Genomic DNA, 16,502 nt, shown 5'->3' on the forward strand with positions numbered 1-16,502 from the left:
GCCCGCTGTCGAGCAGCCCGGCGTCACGGCATCGGCCGTACCGGAAGAGACCGGAAGCGGACAGCCGACCGCGGCCACCGCCGTACAAAAGAGACCGCAACCGGACCGGAGAAGACCGCAACCGACCCGCCGACCGCAACCACCGCCGTACCCAAAAAGGCCGCGCCACGGCCCGGGAAGAACCGGAAGTCGCGCGCCGCCCCGCCCAAAAGGCGAAGCGGCGCGCAACAAATCCGATATAACCGGAAGAACCAGCAGCTCAGACCGTCTGACGAACCTGGACCGGCGCGGCCGCCGGAAGCCGCCGAGCCACCCCGTCCCGGACAGCAGCCGCCGCGACAGCCGCCGCCACCGCCGGAGCGACCCGCGGGTCGAGCGGCGACGGAACGATCGCTTCCGGACGCAGCTCGTCCGCGACGATCGCGGCGATCGCGTCGGCCGCGGCCACCTTCATCCCCGCGGTGATCGTCGAGGCGCGCACGTCCAGGGCACCACGGAAGATCCCCGGGAACGCGAGCACGTTGTTGATCTGGTTGGGGAAGTCGCTGCGGCCGGTCGCGACGATCGCCGCGTACTTGTGGGCGACCGCGGGCAGGACCTCCGGCGTCGGGTTGGCCAGCGCGAAGATGATCGCGCCCGGCGCCATGCCGGCCAGGGCCTCCTCCGCGATGGTGCCGCCGGACACGCCGACCAGCACGTCCGCGCCGATCAGGGCCTCGGTGATGCCGCCGGTGCGACCGGAGATGTTCGTCGTCGCGGCGAGCTCCGCCTTCATCCCGCCGAGGTCGCCGCGCTCGCCGTGGATGATCCCCCGGGAGTCGACGACGATCATGTTGGCGCCCTGGACGCCGGCCGCGATCAGGGTGTTGGTGATCGCGACACCGGCCGCGCCGGCGCCGCTGACGACCACGCGCAGGTCGGCGAAGGTCCGCCCGAGCAGCGCGGCGGCGTTGCGCAGCGCGGCGAGCGTGACCACCGCGGTGCCGTGCTGGTCGTCGTGGAAGACCGGGATGTCGAGCTCGGCGTCGAGGCGGCGCTCGATCTCGAAACAGCGCGGCGCGCTGATGTCCTCCAGGTTGATCCCGCCGAACGACGGGGCCATCGCCTTGACCGTCGCGATGATCCCCTCGACGTCCTGGGTGTCCAGGCAGATCGGGATCGAGTCGACCCCGCCGAACTGCTTGAACAGGATCGCCTTGCCCTCCATGACGGGCATCGCGGCCTTGGGCCCGATGTTGCCCAGGCCGAGCACCGCGGAGCCGTCGGTGACGACGGCGACGGTGTTCGCGGTCCAGGTGTAGTCGGGGTAGAGCGACTCGTCCTCGGCGATGGCCTCACAGACCCGGGCGACACCCGGGGTGTACGCCAGCGACAGGTCGTCCCGGCTGGCCAGGGGGATGGTCGCGCTCATCGTCATCTTGCCCCGGCGGTGCAGGTCGAAGACCGGATCGGCGGCGAGGGCAGGATCGAGCTCGAAACTGAAGAAAGACACGGTGAACTCCACACGGCATCGACATTGATACGTGGCACCTGCACTACCTGGTCGCGAGTATGCGCCAGGGGGCGGTGCGATGCGGGGGTCACCCGGGAAAGCGACCGCAGCGCGGGTGTGCGCTGGGGATACTGGAGACTAACTTAATCGCCAGGGGCCGGGGTAGTAGCGAAACAACACACGCCCGATGACATCCGCCACCCCGTACGACCTCGAGTCGTCCTGGACGAAAGTGTTGTCCCCCTCCAGCCACCAGCCGCCGTCCTGTTCCCGCACCACCCGCTTAACGACGAGCAGGCCGGGGCGGGAACGGAAGCGTGCGACCACGATGTCGCCGGTCCTTACCGTCGCGCCGCGACGAACGATCAGAGCATCGCCGTGGTGCAGCACTGGTGCCATGGACGGGCCGCTCACCAAGACGGCGAACAGTGGTAACTGCCACCTCAAGGCATCAAGCCTCCGTCGCGTTAGGCCCGGGATGTAAGGGGTACTGTCAGTCCTGGATCATCGCAAACTTAATGGAGGAGTAGTCCTGATGCGACTTCCGCGTTTCCTCATGCCTAGCACCGTCGTCAGCGCGCACTGCGACCTGCCGTGTGGCGTCTACGACCCGGCTCAGGCCCGGATCGAGGCCGAGTCGGTCAAGGCCATCGCCGAGAAGTACGCGGCGAACACCGACCCCGAGTTCCGCACCCGGGCGATCCTGATCAAGGAGCAGCGGGCCGAGCTGGTCAAGCACCACCTGTGGGTGCTGTGGACCGACTACTTCAAGGCCCCGCACTTCGAGAAGTACCCGCAGCTGCACCAGCTGTTCAACGAGGCCACCAAGCTCGCCGGCGCGTCCGGCGCCAAGGGCTCGGTGGACGTCGCGGTCGCCGACCAGCTGCTCGGCAAGATCGAGGAGATCACCAAGATCTTCTGGGAGACCAAGCAGGCCTGACGTGCCTGTGGCCGGTACGCCCACCGAGGCGTGCCGGCCGCTCCCGTCACTGGCTGTAACCGGTTAGAGTCTGCAAGCACGGAGACCGGGAGACCTACCGGAGGAGAGTTCAAGTGACTCAGCTGACCCATGCGGAGCCGGAGGTCGGAGACGACGTCGTCCTGCTGACGGTTCCGGCCGACGGTGGTTATCTCGGCGTGCTCCGGACGGCCACCGCCGGCCTCGCGGCCCGCCTGCACTTCGCCCTCGACGAGATCGAGGACCTGCGCATCGCCGTGGACGAGGCCTGCGCCATGCTGCTGGCCATCGCCACCCGCGGTGCCGAGTTGGAGTGCCGGTTCGCGGTGACCGACGACGCGCTCACCGTCGAGGTGACCGTCTCCACGGTCCGAGGCGCCCGGCTGCCCTCCGAGTCGTCCTTCGCGTGGAAGGTGCTGACCGCGCTGACCACCTCGGCGTCCGCCGAGGCGAACGGGCAGCACGCGACGATCCGGCTGCTCACCCGCCGGACGGAGTACTAGTCGTCAGCGCGATGTAATCCAGGTGCCGCACGGCCGTCCCGGTGGCCGCCGAGGCATCCTGCGCGGCCAGCTCGGCCAGCAACTGCCGGTGGTCGGCGTCGATCTGGTGCCAGTAGTCCGCGGGCAGGTCACGGACCAGCTCCTCACCGTAGGACGCCTGATAGAGCGGCCGCCCGACCAGCTCGAACAACGGATTCCCGGTCGCCTTGACCAGCGCCCGGTGAAACGCCGAGTGCGCGGCCAGCATGGTGTCCAGGTCGTCGATCAGCGGGTCGAAGAGCGCACCGCGCAGCTCGGCCAGATGCGATTCGGTACGCCGGACCGCGGCCAGCCCGGCAGCCGGCACCTCCAGCGCCCGGCGCAGCTCGAGCAGGTCGGCCATGCCGACCCCGGCCGAGTGCGTGAGCAGGGTGAACCCGGTGGACAACCCCTCGGCGAGCTGCCCCGCGTCGGGGTGTGCGACGAAACTCCCGCCGGTCACGCCGCGGGTGGTGACGATCAGATGCTGGCTGGCGAGCAGGCGCAACGCCTCGCGCACCGTGCTGCGGCTGACACCGATCTTCACGCACAGCTCGGGCTCGGGTGGCAGCCGCTCACCCGGCTGCAGGCGCCCCGACGTGATGTCGGCACGCAAGTCATCCGCGAGCTGCTGATAGGCGGGCGGGCGCACCACTGAGCCGGTCACTCATCCAGGTTAGGCCCAGATCGGCCGGATCGGACCCGCTAATCGACGCCCAACGCTCGGCTGCTCGCCGGGAGCAGCACCAGCACCGCGGTGACCGCGGCCAGCACCAGCGCCACGACACCCAGCCAGACCGGCCCGACCTGGAGCAGGAAACCCCCGGTGGCCAGCAGGAACAGCTGCACCACGACGGCCGGGCCGCGGGCCCGGACCTGGCGGCGCCCGAGGGCGCGCGCGACCAGGAAGACCGCCGCCGCGGCCAGCGCCGCCATCACGGTGAGCGAGGCCGCCACGCCGAGGTTCGCGAAGTCACCGGTCAGATCAAGGACCAGAAGGTACGCCGTGAGCGCGGCCAGCCCGGCGAACTGCAGGTAGAGCAACCGGACCCCCCAGTCGAGGGGTGCGGTCGCCGCCGTAACGGAATTCTCACCTGTCACTGCTGCACCATACCGACAGTCCGGCGCCGTTCTGCCGGGTAAGGTGCCGCCCATGCGTGCGTTGCTGGTGGTCAACCCCCGGGCGACGGCGACCACCCAGCGCAGCCGGGACATTCTGGTCCGGGCGCTGGAGAGCGCCGTCGACCTCACGGTGCGTTACACGGAGCGACGCGGGCATGCCACCACGCTGGCCCGCGCGGCTGCCGAGAGCGGCGTCGACGTGGTGGTCACGCTCGGCGGCGACGGCACGGTGAACGAGGCGGTGAACGGGTTGATGACCGCGCCCGCCGCCCTCGCCGGGCTGGCCGGGCCGCCGGCGTTCCGGTTGCCGGCGCTGGCCGTGGTCCCGGGTGGCTCGACGAACGTCTTCGCCCGCGCGCTCGGTCTGCCCCGCGGCTGGGCGGACGGGACCAGCGTGATCCTGGACGGACTCCGCGACGGGCGGCACCGGGTGATCAGTCTCGGTCGCGCCGACGATCGTTATTTCACCTTCACGGCCGGCCTGGGCCTGGACGCCGCGGTGGTCCGCCGGGTGGAGCAGGCCCGGCTGCGCGGCCGGACGTCGACGCCGGGTCTCTACCTGCGCGCGCTGGCCGGCCAGGTCTTCACCGGCGCCGACCGCGCGGATCCGCCGCTGACCCTGGAACGCCCGGGTGAATCTTCGGAGCCCGGTCTCGGCACGGTCATCGTGCAGAACACCGCCCCCTGGACCTATGTGGGTGACCGTCCGGTGGATCCGAATCCGGACGCTTCCTTCGATCTCGGGCTGGATCTCCTCGCGTTACGCCGACTTAAGGTTTCGGCAACAGCGAGGACGGTGACACAACTCGCGTGGCGATCCGGTGATCCACACGGTAAACATGTGTTTCGGCTTCATGACCTTGCCGAGTTCACCGTGGTCTCGTCCCGACCCCAAGCGTTCCAGCTGGACGGCGACTATCTCGGCGAGCGGCAGAAGGTGCACTTCGTGTCCGTCCCATCAGCGCTGCGTGTGATCTGCTGACTTGTGGGTACGTCTTTCGGGACATGCTCACGATCCGTTACAGAAACACGGGCAAAAGGTCGGCGAAGTGGCCCGGACCGTACTACATTGATGGGAGCGTTCGTGAACCGGCTCCGAGAGGAGCGGGAGAATCGGACATAAGGGTGCGTGAGGCAGCTCACCCGCTGGAAGAAACTTCCAGCGCTACCCTTGACATCGCGAGAGTTCGTGAAAGCATTCACAAGCGATAAGAAGTAACCGGTTGCCGCTTGTGCGCGTTCCTAATCTAGAAGCGCAGAACGGCTACCAAACACAAAGGCTTGCTGACGCACTGGTGAGTGTACGGGTACACCCGGTCGACACCACTGCTCATGCATATAGGTAAACAGCACTTTTTCATTACCCCATCCGAAACAAGGAGTTTGCCGCCATGGACTGGCGTCACGATGCGATCTGCCGCGACGAGGACCCGGAGCTGTTCTTCCCGATCGGGACGTCTGGCCCCGCGCTCCTGCAGGTCGAGCAGGCCAAGGCCGTGTGCCGGCGGTGCCCTGTGACCGAGTCTTGCCTCCAGTGGGCACTCGAGTCCGGCCAGGACGCCGGCGTATGGGGCGGGATGAGCGAGGACGAGCGGCGCGCGGTCAAGCGTCGCGGCGGCCTTCGGGTCTCCGCTCCCACCGCCTGAATCAATCCCCCACACAGCATTTGCGCCCCGGGCCTCTCGGCTCCGGGGCGTCTTGCTGTTTCGGGTCGCTTACCCCCCGTTCCCATTCCGCAGTGCGTCAATTCGATCACCGTACGTTTACCCGTACTCCCGAAATGATCTCGAAATGGCTCGCGGATCGGTTTCTGTCGCGAGTCACGCACACTCCGCTGTGGACGATCCAATGACGACTTCCCGGTCGCATAGCGCAGAGTGATCGTCACGGAGAGCTACCCACTTCCTCGATACATCGATGCGTGAGCCCCTGGAGAGGCCGGCTGATCCGCGGAGCGCCGGGAGACACCCCGGACGACCAGCCGGGCCTGCAGAGCCGCCAGAAGCCCGCTGGAGCGGGCTCTGACACGTGAAACAAAAGGACAGGGGCGCTCAGGCCGCCGCGAGCATCCGCACGCCGGCCGCCGCCACCCGCTCGCCGATCAGCCCGACGAGTTCCGGCGCATCGCCGAGCGGCTCCGCCACCCCGGCCGCACCGGCCTCCAGTGCCGACGCCACCGCGAGGTCGTAGAGCAGCCCGGGCGCCAGGAAGTACCCGGCCACCATCACCCGGCGCGCCCCGGCCTCCCGGAGCGCCAGCACCGCCTCACCGGCGCGCGGTCCCACCCCGGACGAGTACGCCACCGCCGAGGGGACACCGAGCCGCTCGCCCAGCACCGCGGCGGCGTGCTCCACCGTCCCGCGCGCCACCGGATCCCGGGTGCCGGCCGCGGCCAGCACCACCGCGTCCGGAGCACCGGCCGGCAGTCGCCGCACCAGTGCCTCCAGCAGCAGCCGCGGCATCCGCGTCCGCCCCGGACCGGCCGACCGCGGCCCGAGCACACCGGCGAGCGTGACGTCGACCGGCAGGCCGGCCGCTCCGGCCAGCACCGCCGGCAGGTCCACCCGGCCGTGGAACGCCTCGGTCAGCAGCAACGGCACCAGCACCGCCCGCCGGGCGCCGAGCGAACCCAGCACCTCCAGCGGACGTGGCCCGGCGTGGTCCAGGTACGACGCCCGGACCAGCCACTCCGGCCGGGCCCGGCGCACCGCCCGGGCCAGCGCCTCGGTCGACGCGGCGGCCCGGGGATCCCGGCTGCCGTGTGCCACCAGCACCACGGCGGGCCGAGCCGCCGTGATCAGACGTGCAGACCGCATTCGGTCTTCTCGAACATCGCCCAGCGGCCGGCGCGCGGGTCCTCGCCGGCCTTGGTGCGCCGGGTGCACGGCCAGCAGCCGATCGAGCCGTAGCCCTTCTTGAACAGCTCGTTGACCGGCACGTTCCACCGGCTGATGTAGCGGTCCACGTCGGCCTCGGTCCAGGCCGCGATCGGGTTGACCTTGACCTTGCCCTTCTTCGCGTCGAACGCCACGACCGGCGTGTTGGCGCGGGTCGGCGACTCGTCGCGGCGCAGACCGGTGGCCCACGAGTCGTACTCGCTCAGGGCCCGCTCCAGCGGCTCCACCTTGCGGATGAAGCAGCACTCGTCGGGGCTGCGGGCGAACAGCCGGGGGCCGTACTCGCCGTCCTGCTGGCCGACCGTCATCCGCGGGCGGATCGAGCGGACGTTCACGTTCATCGTGCGGGCCACCGTGTCGCGGACCTTGAGGGTCTCCGGGAAGTGCAGGCCGGTGTCCAGGAAGACCACGTCCACGCCGGGCGCGACGCGGGAGAAGATGTGCGCGACGACGGCGTCGGCCATCGAGCTGGTGACGCAGAACCGCGCGCCGAAGGTGTCGGTCGCCCACGTGGCGATCTCTTCGGCGGAGCTCCCCTCGAGGTCACGGGCGGCCGCGACGGCCAGCTCCCGCAGCTGCTCGGGGGTGCGACGGGCGGGGTCGGCGGGGGCGACAGGTGCGCCCAGGTCGATCAGGCCCAGGCCGGAGGCGTTCAGGAGGTTCATGATGTAGCTCCCTTGGACAGCAACCCGTTGAACTTGACCGTGAAGACGCGGGCGCAGGAGTGGCACTCCCAGGCACCGTGCGAGGACTCGTTGGGGCGGAGGTCCTCTTCACCGCAGTAGGGGCAGTAGAGCGGAGCTGACCTGGCGTCACTCATTTCAGGAGCTCCTCTTCGGCCCGCATCACCCAGGTCGCGAACGTCTCCGACTCGGAGCGCCCGTCCAGGTAGTTGCGGGCGACCCGCTCGACGTACTCGGGAAGTTCGTCGGCCGTGGCCTTCAGGCCGCGCAGCTTGCGGCCGAACCCGGCGGTCTCGCCCTTGGCCATGCCGAGCGCGCCGCCGAGGTGGATCTGGAACCCCTCGACCTGCTCGCCCTGCGCGTTCATCACCAGCTGGCCCTTGAGGCCGATGTCGGCGACCTGGGTGCGGGCGCAGGAGTTCGGGCAGCCGTTGATGTGCACCGAGATGTCCGCGTCGAAGTCCTTGAGCCGCTCCTCGAGCCGGGTGACCAGCTCCGCGCCGCGCGCCTTGGTCTCGACGATCGCGAGCTTGCAGTACTCGATGCCGGTGCACGCCATGGTGCCGCGGCGCCAGGCCGACGGCCGCGCCTCCAGACCGATCCCGCTGAGCCCGCTGATCAGGGATTCCACCTGGTCGTCGGCAACATCAAGGACCAGGAGCTTTTGGTACGCGGTGAGCCGCACCCGGCCGGAGCCGTGCTGCTCGACCAGGTCGGCCAGCTTGGTCAGCTGCTCACCGGAGGAGCGGCCGACCACCGGCGCGGCGCCGACGTAGTTCTTCCCGTCGCGCTGCTTGTGCACGCCGATGTGGTCGATCGGCTTCTCCGGCAGCACCGGCGCCGGCCCGTCGATCAGGGCGCGCTCGAGGTACTCCTTCTCCAGCACCTCCCGGAACTTCGCCACACCCCAGTCGGCGAGCAGGAACTTCAGGCGGGCGCGGTGCCGCAGCCGGCGGTAGCCGTAGTCCCGGAAGATCGCGACGACGCCCTCCCAGACGTCCGGGATCTCCTCCAGCGGCACCCAGACGCCGAGGCGCTCGGCCAGCCGCGGGTTGGTGGAGAGCCCGCCGCCGACCCAGAGGTCGAAGCCGGGGCCGTGCTCCGGGTGCTCGACACCGACGAACGAGATGTCGTTCGCCTGGTACGGCCCGTCCGGCAGCCAGGAGATGACCGATTTGAACTTGCGCGGCAGGTTGGAGTAGGCCGGGTCGCCGACGTACCGCTTGACGATCTCGTCGATCGCCGGCGTCGCGTCGATCACCTCGTCGACCGAGACACCGGCCACCGGGCTGCCCAGCACGATCCGCGGGCAGTCGCCGCAGGCCTCGGTGGTCTGCAGGCCGACCGACTCGAGCCGGCGCCAGATCTCCGGCATGTCCTCGACCCGGATCCAGTGCATCTGGATGTTCTGCCGGTCGGTGAAGTCGGCGGTGCCGCGGGCGAACTCGGTGGCGATCCCGGCGATGACCCGCAGCTGGGCCAGGCTCAGCGCGCCGCCGTCGATCCGGACCCGGAGCATGAAGAACTCGTCCTCGAGCTCCTCCGGCTCCAGCACCGCGGTGCGGCCACCGTCGATACCGGCCTTGCGCTGGGTGTAGAGCCCCCACCAGCGGAACCGGCCACGCAGGTCAGCCGGGTCGATCGAGGCGAAACCACCGTGGGCGTAGATGTTCTCGATCCGCGCCCGGACGTTGAGCGGGTTGTCGTCCTTCTTGCTGCGCTCGTTGGGGTTGAGCGGCTCGCGGTGTCCGAGCGCCCACTGACCCTCGCCGCGCGCCTTGCGGGGGCGAGCTGCGGGTGTTGCGGGTGTGTTGCTGGGCGCCATGGCGGCGGTCCTCCGGGTTTCGTGGGCACCGGAGGACACTCGCGGCCACCTGGAGGCTCCGCGACATCAGCGTCGGGGAAGGGCCGGCTTGTCTTCCGCGCCCGAATCTCTTTGGGGCGGCGTCAGGAAGCCGGACACATCGCGCTGAAGACACGGCCGTAGTCGACGTGGCGGCGGGCCACGAAGCGGCGGTCAATTGCAGCGGTCATGCCGGTAAGCCTCTCACGCGAATCGAATGTGGGCCAGCGAGGTCCACAATCCGGGAGTGTGGTCCACGGCACTTGGCGGACTTCTCCTACTGTCGTTACAAAGTCGTTACATCGGAGGTGGCGGCAGTGGACCCATCGATCACGATCTAGACGTACGGGTCCACCAGGCAACCCTCGGGCATCGACCGGCGCCGGGTCAGCGCTTGCCGAGCGGGACCACCAGCACGGCCTCGGTGCCCCCGCCGGCCCGGTTGCGCATCTCGATGCTGCCGCGCAGCTCGCCGGTGGCCAGCGCCCGGACGATCTGCAGCCCGAGCCGCCCGCCCGCGTCCGGCCGGAAGCCCTCCGGCAGCCCCCGCCCGTTGTCGGCGACCGTCACGTGCAGCTGCTTGCGGAACCGGTGCGCGGCCACCACCACCTCGGGGGCCGGCGCGTCCGGGGCCGGCACGGGTTCCGGCACGTCCTCGTCCGGCGCCGGGAAGCCGTGCTCGACCGCGTTGATCAGCAGTTCGTTCAGCACCATCACCAGCGAGGTGGCGATCTCCGCGGGCAGCACGCCGAACGTGCCCTCCCGGCGCATCCGGACCGAGACGCTCGTCGAGGCGACCTCGGTGGCCGCGGTGGCCACCCGGTCGACGATCCCGTCGAACTCGACCGCCTCGTCGCTGGACATCGAGAGCGTCTCGTGGACCAGGGCGATCGACGCGACCCGGCGCACCGACTCCTCCAGCGCCATCCGGGCCTCCGGCGCGTCCACCCGGCGGGCCTGCAGGCGCAGCAGCGCGGCCACGGTCTGCAGGTTGTTCTTCACCCGGTGATGGATCTCCCGGATGGTGGCGTCCTTGGTCATCAGGGCGCGGTCCCGGCGGCGCACCTCGGTGACGTCGCGGACCAGCACCAGCGCGCCGATCGGCACACCGGCCGGGAGCAGCGGCAGGGAGCGGGTCAGCACCGTCGCGCCGCGCGCCTCGAACTCCATCCGGGGCGGGGTGATCCCGCGCAGCGCCAGCCGGATCCGCTCGGCGGCGTCGTTGCCCTCCAGGGGGTCGGCGGCCACCCGGCTGGAGAGCACGGCCAGCTCCTCGCCGACCAGGTGCGCGTTGAAACCGAGCCGCCGGTACGCGGACTGCGCGTTCGGGCTGGCGTAGGTGACCTTGCCGGAGGCGTCCAGCCGGATCAGGCCGTCGCCGACCCGGGGCGCCGAGGTGGTCACCTCGCCGGGCTGCTTGGTCGGCGGGAACGTGCCGTCGGCGACCATCTGGGCCAGGTCGTCCGCGGTGGTCAGGTAGTTCAGCTCGAGCTGGCTGGGTGTCCGGGCGGTACTCAGGTTGGTGTCCCGGCCGATCACCGCGATCACCTCGCTGCGGCCTTCCTCGTGGTCGTTCTCGGCGCGGCGGCGCACCGGGATCGCCTCGTGCCGGGCCGGGGTGTCGCCGTACCAGACCGGGTCGCCCTCCCGCCAGATCCGCTCCTGGGTGAACGCCACGTCCAGGTGGGCAACCTCGGGTCCGCCGAAGATCTTGCCCACCTGGTCGTCCTGGTACGCCGTGGGCGCCGTGGTCGGGCGCACCTGGGCGACGCAGAGGAACTGCCGGGGCTGCTCCCCCTTGATCGGCACCCAGAGGAGCAGGTCGGCGAAGGAGAGGTCGGAGAGCAGCTGCCAGTCACCGGCCAGCCGGTGCAGGTGGTCGATGTCGGCGGAACCCAGGTTGGTGTGTTCCTCGACGAGGTCGCGCAGGGTGGACACGCGCCAAGCCTGCCACGCCGATGTTTCGTCAGTTCTCTAAAGGGTGCTGGTGACCTTTTTCAGACCCCGGGGCGCGTCCGGGTCCTCGCCGCGGGCCAGCGCCAGCGCGAGCGCCAGCTTCTGCAGCGGCAGGATGTCCAGCAGCGGGCTGTACCGCTCGTCGACCGCCGGGACGGCCAGCCGGCCGGCCGCGCCGGGCACGTCGGTGGCCCCGATGGTGACCACGTCGGCCCGCTGCTCACCGAGCCGGGTGATCACGTCCTGCATGGCCCGGCCGCCCGGGCCCTCGCCGACCACGGCCAGCACCGGCACGTCGGCGTCGGTCATCGCGAGCGGGCCGTGCAGCAGGTCGGCGCCGGAGAACGCCAGGGTCGGCACGTACGACGTCTCCATCAGCTTGAGCGCGGCCTCCCGGGCCGTCGGGTAGCCGAACCCCCGGCCGGTGGTGACCATGTGCGGCGCGAACCGGTAGCGCTGGGCCAGGTCGTCAGCGGTCCGGTCGGCGAGCGCCGCCTCGGCCAGCCCGGGCAGGGCGGCGAGCGCGGCCCGCTCGGACTCCGGCAGCCGTCCGTCGCCGGCCCGGATCCCCTCGATCAGCACCAGCAGCGCGAGCAGCTCGGCGGTGTACGACTTGGTCGCCGCGACCGCCCGCTCGTGCCCGGCCGCCACGTCCACGGACAGCTCGGCGGCCCGGGCCAGCGGCGACTCCGGGTTGTTGGTGACCGCGAGGGTGAGCGCGCCGGTCTCCCGGGCGGTGGAGAGCACCCCGGTCAGGTCGGGTGAGCCGCCGCTCTGGCTGACCCCGATGACCAGGCTGTCGGTGAAGTCGGGGCGGGCGCCGTAGAGCGTGATCGCGCTCGGTGACGCGCTGGCCACCGGCAGGCCCAGCCGGATCTCGGTCAGGTACGCCCCGTACAGCGCGGCGTGGTCGGACGTGCCGCGTCCGACGAAGAGCACGTTCCGCGGACGGCGGGCCGCGATCTGCGCCGCGACCTCGGCGATCGCGTCCGCGTGCGGTCCGTCCAGCAGGCGGGCGAAACCTTCCGGCTGTTCCGCAATGTCCGCCGCCATCCCGTGGCCTCGCTGTGTCACGTCATCCTCCCGAGATGAGCAGTTCTCGCGCAATAGATGCGCAGTCTTGCAAGAAAAAGCTTGGTAAGTCAATCTTTCGAGCACAACTGCGCAAACATGAGGACTGACAGATCGTCCGGGTGCCCGTACTGTCTTCACTCGTGGATGCCCACCCCCAGGTCCACCACGACCTCACCCTCGCCCGCGCCGCCCTCGACCGCGGGGAGATGAGTCAGGCCGCCCGCCACCTGGCCGGAGCACTCGCCCACGCACCCACCCTTCCGGAGATCCACGAGCTGCTCAGCCGATTGGCCGCCGGTTCGCACGGCGGCCTCGACCTGTTCCCGCTGGACGCGCACGCGCCGGCCGGCCGGGTGGCGGCGCACGCCCACCTGCTCGCCGCCGCCGGCCGCCAGGAGGACGCGCTGACCCTGCTCGCCGCGGCCAGCGGGCACACCCCCGGCGTGGACTGGGCCGGTGTCCCCTGGGTCAGCGACCCGGTGCTCGGCGGCCGGATCGACCCGGACTCCCTGGCCCGCACCGTGATGCGCCTGTGCACCGCGGTCGGCGACCCGGCGCCGGAGGCCACCGCGATCCCGCTGCGGCCCTACCTGACGGTGGTCCGGCACGCCGTCGACGCGCACGGCGAGCACGCCATGCTGCTCGGCGCCGGCTCGGCGCTGGCCCGCCGGCTCGGCGAGGCCGGGCTGGCCGTCGACTGGGCCAAGCGCGGCGCCCGCTCCCGGCCGTCGAAGCTCGGCGAGATCTGGCTCGGGTACGCGTACCGCAGCGCCGGCCGCATCCCGGAGGCGCTCGCGGCCCTGCGCCGCGCGGTCCTCTACGACCCGGACGACCTCTCGGTGTACGCCGACGTCGCGGCCACCCTCGCCGACCTCGGCCGGCTCGACGAGGCGCTGGACTGGACCGCCCGGGCGCTGGAACGTGACCCGAAGTTCGACTGCGTGGTGCACACCGCGCACCGGCTGCGGTACCGCGCCGACGGCGACGTGGCGCACCTGATCGGGCTGGCCGACTACATCCGCGACCACCCGGACGACACCCACGAGCACACCGACCTGGACGAGTGCTGCCGGAACGCGGCGTGGCTCGGTGGTGTGCCGGTCGGCCTGACCCGGCTGCGGCCCGGCCGGTCGACGGTCGAGGCGGAGCCGTCCGACGACGCGGTGGCCCGGCTGCTGCGGGTCGCCTCGGCCGGCTGGCCGCACCCGCCGGCCGCCTACGACCGGGCGCTCGGCCTGGTCCTGGTCGAGCCGTGGGAGTTGCTCGCCCTGCTCGGCCACCCGTCGGTCACCGGGGCGAAACAGCCCGGCGCCGCGGAGATCTGGGCCTGTCTGGGCCTGCTGCACCACGGCACCGACGAGCCGTGGCTGGACTCCGCCCGCCGGCGGCTGCTGCTCGGCCTGCTCGACGGCGGCGTCGACCGGGTCACCCAGGCGGCCCTGTTCGCACTCGTCACGTACGCCTGGGTGGATCCGGCCGCGCGCGCGGACGTGGCGGCCGTGGTGGCCGGGCGGTTCACCGAGGTGGCCGGCGGGCCGCACGCCCGGGCGGTCGCCGAGCTGGCCCTGGTCACCCCCGGGCTGGACCGGTCCACCCGGGAGCTGGCCGCGGCCACGATCCGGGTGCCGGCGGTCCCGCGCCAGCGCCGCCGGTCCTACCTCCTGCGCTGGCTCCGCAAGTGAAAGCGGGTGAGGACGTCAGCCGATGACGGCGATCAGGTCGCCCTCCTGGACGACGTCGCCCTCGTGGACGGCCAGCTGGTCGAGCGTCCCGTCCGACTCGGCCAGCACCGGGATCTCCATCTTCATGGACTCCAGGATCACCAGCGTGTCGCCCTCGGCGACGGTGTCACCGACGCCGGCCACGATCTTCCATACGTTGGCCACCATCTCGGCCCGGATCTCCTCGGCCATGCTGGATCGCCCTCCCTTGTCGCACCCTTGTAGGGAACGTCATCAAATCACGGATCACCCACGGGTGAGTCCCGGGCGCGGAGATGTTCCGACTACGATCGGCGACTGAGCAAGCGTGAGGAAGGAGGCCCTTATGGCCAAGAAGGCTCGCAAGAAGAAGGCCCGTAAGAAGAGCGGCGCGAACCACGGTAAGCGTCCCAACAGCTGAAGACACGAAGAGGGCCGGCAGATGTGACATCTGCCGGCCCTCTTCGTACGCGGTTATGCCTGGTGCTCGCGGGTCTCCAGCTGACCGAGCTTGTGCCGCAGCCGCTCGCGCAGCTCGGCCGGCGCCCGTTCCTCGCCGCAGCAGCGCCCGACCAGGGCCTTCACCTCGATCTCGATGCCGAACTCGCGCATGCAGCCGGAGCACTCGTCCAGGTGCTTCTGGATCAGCTGCCGCCGGTCCTCGCTGCACTCCAGGTCGAGGTAGAGGTACACCTCGCTGAGCGCGATCGTGCAATCCGTCGTCTCGTGGTCGATCTCGTCGCCCGACATCCGCGTCACGCCTCCTGCGGCTCGGCGGCGGTCCGGGTGATACCCCGGCCGACGGCGTACTGCTCGAGCAGTTTGCGCAGGTTGCGACGGCCGCGGTGCAGCCGCGACATGACGGTGCCGATCGGCGTGCCCATGATGTCGGCGATCTCCTTGTACGAGAAACCCTCGACATCAGCGAGGTAGACGGCGAGCCGGAAGTCTTCCGGCAGGGACTGCAGCGCTTCCTTGATGTCACTGTCCGGGAGCCGGTCCAGCGCCTCGGTCTCGGCCGAGCGCAGGCCCGACGAGGTGTGCGACTCACTGGAGGCGAGCTGCCAGTCGGTGATCTCCTCGGTCGGTGACTGCAGCGGCTGGCGCTGCTTCTTCCGGTACGAGTTGATGTAGGTGTTCGTCAGGATCCGGTACAGCCACGCCTTCAGGTTCGTGCCCTGCTCGAACTGGTGGAACGCGGAGAACGCCTTGAGGAACGTCTCCTGCACCAGGTCCTCGGCGTCGGCCGGGTTACGTGTCATCCGCAGGCCGGCGGCGTACAACTGATCGACGAACGGCAGCGCGTCACGCTCGAAGCGTTCCCGACGCTCGTCGGTCCGTTCTTTCTGGGCCACCCTGGACTCTCCCCTCGACCGCCCCGCCGAGGATACGGGTAGTGCCCCACTCACGCCTTCGAAAACCGGTGTGCTCACGCTCACCAGTGAGGCGACGGGCGGCGATTCGACCGCGGGCCACTCCGGGGAGTCCAACAGGTCCCGCACCCGGGTGGTCGTACCCCGGTGCTCGGTCTTCACGCGCTCGGTACCGGCACGCACTTGACGATCCCCTTCCCACGAAAGTCTCCGCGGTCTGTAACGCCGGTACCGGGGTCAGAATTCCGCCGCCCAGCCGTGTCGCGTAAGCCACTCGATCACCAGCCGGACCGTGCCGGGCAGATCCTTGCGCAGGTCGTGCACCGCGCCCGGCCGCGTGATCACCTCGACCGCGCCGCCGGCCTCGGGCACCCCGAACGGATCCCGGTCCCCGTTCACCACACACGTCGGCACCGCGGCGTCCAGCTCACCGGCCCGGCTCTTCTCCGGCTTGCCCGGCGGGTGCAGCGGGAAGGCCAGGGCCAGCACCCCCGCGGCGTCCAGCAGGGTCGCGGTCCGCGACGCGACACGCGCGCCGCTGGACCGCCCACCCACGATCAACGGCAGATTTTGTACGACCATCGCCCGCACGACGGCGGTCCACGCCTCGTCCAGGTGCCCGGCCGGAGCCGGCGCCCGCCGACCGGCCACCCGGTACGGCTGGGTCACCAGGAGCACCCGCACCCCGGCGGCCACCGCGGCGTCGTGGACGGCGGTCAGATCCGGCGCGTCGACCCCACCCCCGGCGCCGTGGCCGAGGAACAGCTGACTGTGTGCGGGGCCGGCCGGTTCGGTGACCCGGACACGGGCCGGCCCGCGCGGGGTCTCGACGGTCTTCTCGGAGCTTGACACAAGCTCCGTTTCTATCAGCGTTCTCCTCGGC

The 16,502-nt window shown here is 70.7% G+C and carries 19 protein-coding genes; 6 read left to right on the plus strand and 13 right to left on the minus strand.

Annotation, left to right across the window (positions count from 1 at the left end; translation table 11 throughout):
- Window positions 1-259: 259 nt before the first annotated feature.
- The gene (locus tag ADL15_RS27570) at window positions 260-1,492 is read right to left on the minus strand and encodes an NAD(P)-dependent malic enzyme (RefSeq protein WP_067697319.1); all 1,233 of its coding nucleotides are present in this window, start codon (window positions 1,490-1,492) and stop codon (window positions 260-262) included.
- Between the two features lie 138 nt (window positions 1,493-1,630).
- Window positions 1,631-1,939: a S26 family signal peptidase gene (locus ADL15_RS27575; RefSeq protein WP_067697251.1), complete on the minus strand. Its 309-nt coding sequence runs from the start codon at window positions 1,937-1,939 to the stop codon at window positions 1,631-1,633.
- Between the two features lie 88 nt (window positions 1,940-2,027).
- Between ADL15_RS27575 and sodN the strand changes: the two genes are divergently transcribed.
- Together sodN and ADL15_RS27585 are read left to right on the plus strand one after the other, a co-directional pair.
- Complete coding sequence (gene sodN / locus ADL15_RS27580; RefSeq protein ID WP_067697252.1) at window positions 2,028-2,432, plus strand: superoxide dismutase, Ni; 405 nt, start codon at window positions 2,028-2,030, stop codon at window positions 2,430-2,432.
- Window positions 2,433-2,545: 113 nt separating this feature from the next.
- Window positions 2,546-2,953 carry an ATP-binding protein gene (locus ADL15_RS27585; protein ID WP_067697254.1) on the plus strand — a complete coding sequence of 136 codons (408 nt, stop codon included), beginning with the start codon at window positions 2,546-2,548 and terminating at the stop codon, window positions 2,951-2,953.
- Here the strand turns inward: ADL15_RS27585 and ADL15_RS27590 are convergent.
- Window positions 2,931-3,638 (minus strand): FadR/GntR family transcriptional regulator, encoded by a 708-nt coding sequence (locus ADL15_RS27590; protein ID WP_067697258.1) that lies wholly within the window; start codon window positions 3,636-3,638, stop codon window positions 2,931-2,933. The two genes, ADL15_RS27585 and ADL15_RS27590, sit on opposite strands and share 23 nt — an antisense overlap.
- A gap of 38 nt (window positions 3,639-3,676) precedes the next feature.
- Entirely contained in the window at window positions 3,677-4,072 is a 396-nt protein-coding gene (locus ADL15_RS27595; protein ID WP_067697259.1) for a hypothetical protein, read from the minus strand.
- 52 nt (window positions 4,073-4,124) lie between these two features.
- On the opposite strand from ADL15_RS27595, the gene ADL15_RS27600 reads away from it, so the two are divergent.
- Both ADL15_RS27600 and ADL15_RS27605 read left to right on the plus strand, forming a co-directional pair.
- Entirely contained in the window at window positions 4,125-5,075 is a 951-nt protein-coding gene (locus tag ADL15_RS27600) for a diacylglycerol/lipid kinase family protein (protein ID WP_067697261.1), read from the plus strand.
- A 409-nt stretch (window positions 5,076-5,484) separates the two neighbouring features.
- Window positions 5,485-5,739 (plus strand): WhiB family transcriptional regulator, encoded by a 255-nt coding sequence (locus tag ADL15_RS27605; RefSeq protein WP_067697263.1) that lies wholly within the window; start codon window positions 5,485-5,487, stop codon window positions 5,737-5,739.
- Window positions 5,740-6,144: 405 nt separating this feature from the next.
- Here ADL15_RS27605 and ADL15_RS27610 read toward each other — a convergent pair whose 3' ends face one another.
- The 5 genes from ADL15_RS27610 to ADL15_RS27630 form a co-directional block, all read right to left on the minus strand.
- Window positions 6,145-6,909, minus strand: coding sequence for a sirohydrochlorin chelatase (locus ADL15_RS27610; protein WP_067697265.1), 765 nt, complete (start codon window positions 6,907-6,909; stop codon window positions 6,145-6,147).
- On the minus strand, window positions 6,891-7,655 hold the full coding sequence (locus ADL15_RS27615) for a phosphoadenylyl-sulfate reductase (RefSeq protein ID WP_067697267.1): 765 nt from the start codon (window positions 7,653-7,655) through the stop codon (window positions 6,891-6,893). The genes ADL15_RS27610 and ADL15_RS27615 overlap by 19 nt, the downstream gene beginning before the upstream one ends.
- Before the next feature lie 151 nt (window positions 7,656-7,806).
- A complete protein-coding gene (locus ADL15_RS27620) occupies window positions 7,807-9,498 on the minus strand; it encodes a nitrite/sulfite reductase (protein ID WP_067697269.1) in 1,692 nt (563 codons plus the stop codon).
- Between the two features lie 405 nt (window positions 9,499-9,903).
- Window positions 9,904-11,454: a sensor histidine kinase gene (locus ADL15_RS27625; RefSeq protein WP_067697270.1), complete on the minus strand. Its 1,551-nt coding sequence runs from the start codon at window positions 11,452-11,454 to the stop codon at window positions 9,904-9,906.
- A 36-nt stretch (window positions 11,455-11,490) separates the two neighbouring features.
- Window positions 11,491-12,525 (minus strand): SIS domain-containing protein, encoded by a 1,035-nt coding sequence (locus ADL15_RS27630; RefSeq protein WP_067697277.1) that lies wholly within the window; start codon window positions 12,523-12,525, stop codon window positions 11,491-11,493.
- Window positions 12,526-12,752: 227 nt separating this feature from the next.
- Here ADL15_RS27630 and ADL15_RS27635 point away from each other — a divergent pair, with 227 nt between their 5' ends.
- Window positions 12,753-14,228, plus strand: coding sequence for a tetratricopeptide repeat protein (locus ADL15_RS27635; RefSeq protein WP_083971814.1), 1,476 nt, complete (start codon window positions 12,753-12,755; stop codon window positions 14,226-14,228).
- A gap of 15 nt (window positions 14,229-14,243) precedes the next feature.
- Here the strand turns inward: ADL15_RS27635 and ADL15_RS27640 are convergent, their stop codons facing one another.
- Window positions 14,244-14,459 carry a biotin/lipoyl-binding carrier protein gene (locus ADL15_RS27640; RefSeq protein ID WP_067697281.1) on the minus strand — a complete coding sequence of 72 codons (216 nt, stop codon included), beginning with the start codon at window positions 14,457-14,459 and terminating at the stop codon, window positions 14,244-14,246.
- Window positions 14,460-14,592: 133 nt separating this feature from the next.
- Between ADL15_RS27640 and ADL15_RS57135 the strand changes: the two genes are divergently transcribed.
- Window positions 14,593-14,667, plus strand: coding sequence for a 50S ribosomal protein bL37 (locus tag ADL15_RS57135; protein ID WP_369700219.1), 75 nt, complete (start codon window positions 14,593-14,595; stop codon window positions 14,665-14,667).
- A 53-nt stretch (window positions 14,668-14,720) separates the two neighbouring features.
- Here the strand turns inward: ADL15_RS57135 and rsrA are convergent, their stop codons facing one another.
- Genes rsrA through ADL15_RS27655 form a run of 3 tightly spaced genes read right to left on the minus strand, consistent with a single transcriptional unit; the run spans window position 14,721 to window position 16,471 of the window.
- Window positions 14,721-14,996, minus strand: a complete 276-nt coding sequence (gene rsrA / locus ADL15_RS27645) for a mycothiol system anti-sigma-R factor (protein WP_067697284.1) — start codon at window positions 14,994-14,996, stop codon at window positions 14,721-14,723.
- A gap of 5 nt (window positions 14,997-15,001) precedes the next feature.
- Window positions 15,002-15,802 (minus strand): sigma-70 family RNA polymerase sigma factor, encoded by an 801-nt coding sequence (locus ADL15_RS27650; RefSeq protein WP_373872854.1) that lies wholly within the window; start codon window positions 15,800-15,802, stop codon window positions 15,002-15,004.
- Window positions 15,803-15,856: 54 nt separating this feature from the next.
- Window positions 15,857-16,471, minus strand: coding sequence for an alpha/beta hydrolase family protein (locus ADL15_RS27655; protein WP_067697286.1), 615 nt, complete (start codon window positions 16,469-16,471; stop codon window positions 15,857-15,859).
- Between the last annotated feature and the right edge of the window lie 31 nt (window positions 16,472-16,502).

Source organism: Actinoplanes awajinensis subsp. mycoplanecinus (assembly GCF_001509495.1).
In the GTDB taxonomy this organism is placed as follows: domain Bacteria; phylum Actinomycetota; class Actinomycetes; order Mycobacteriales; family Micromonosporaceae; genus Actinoplanes; species Actinoplanes palleronii.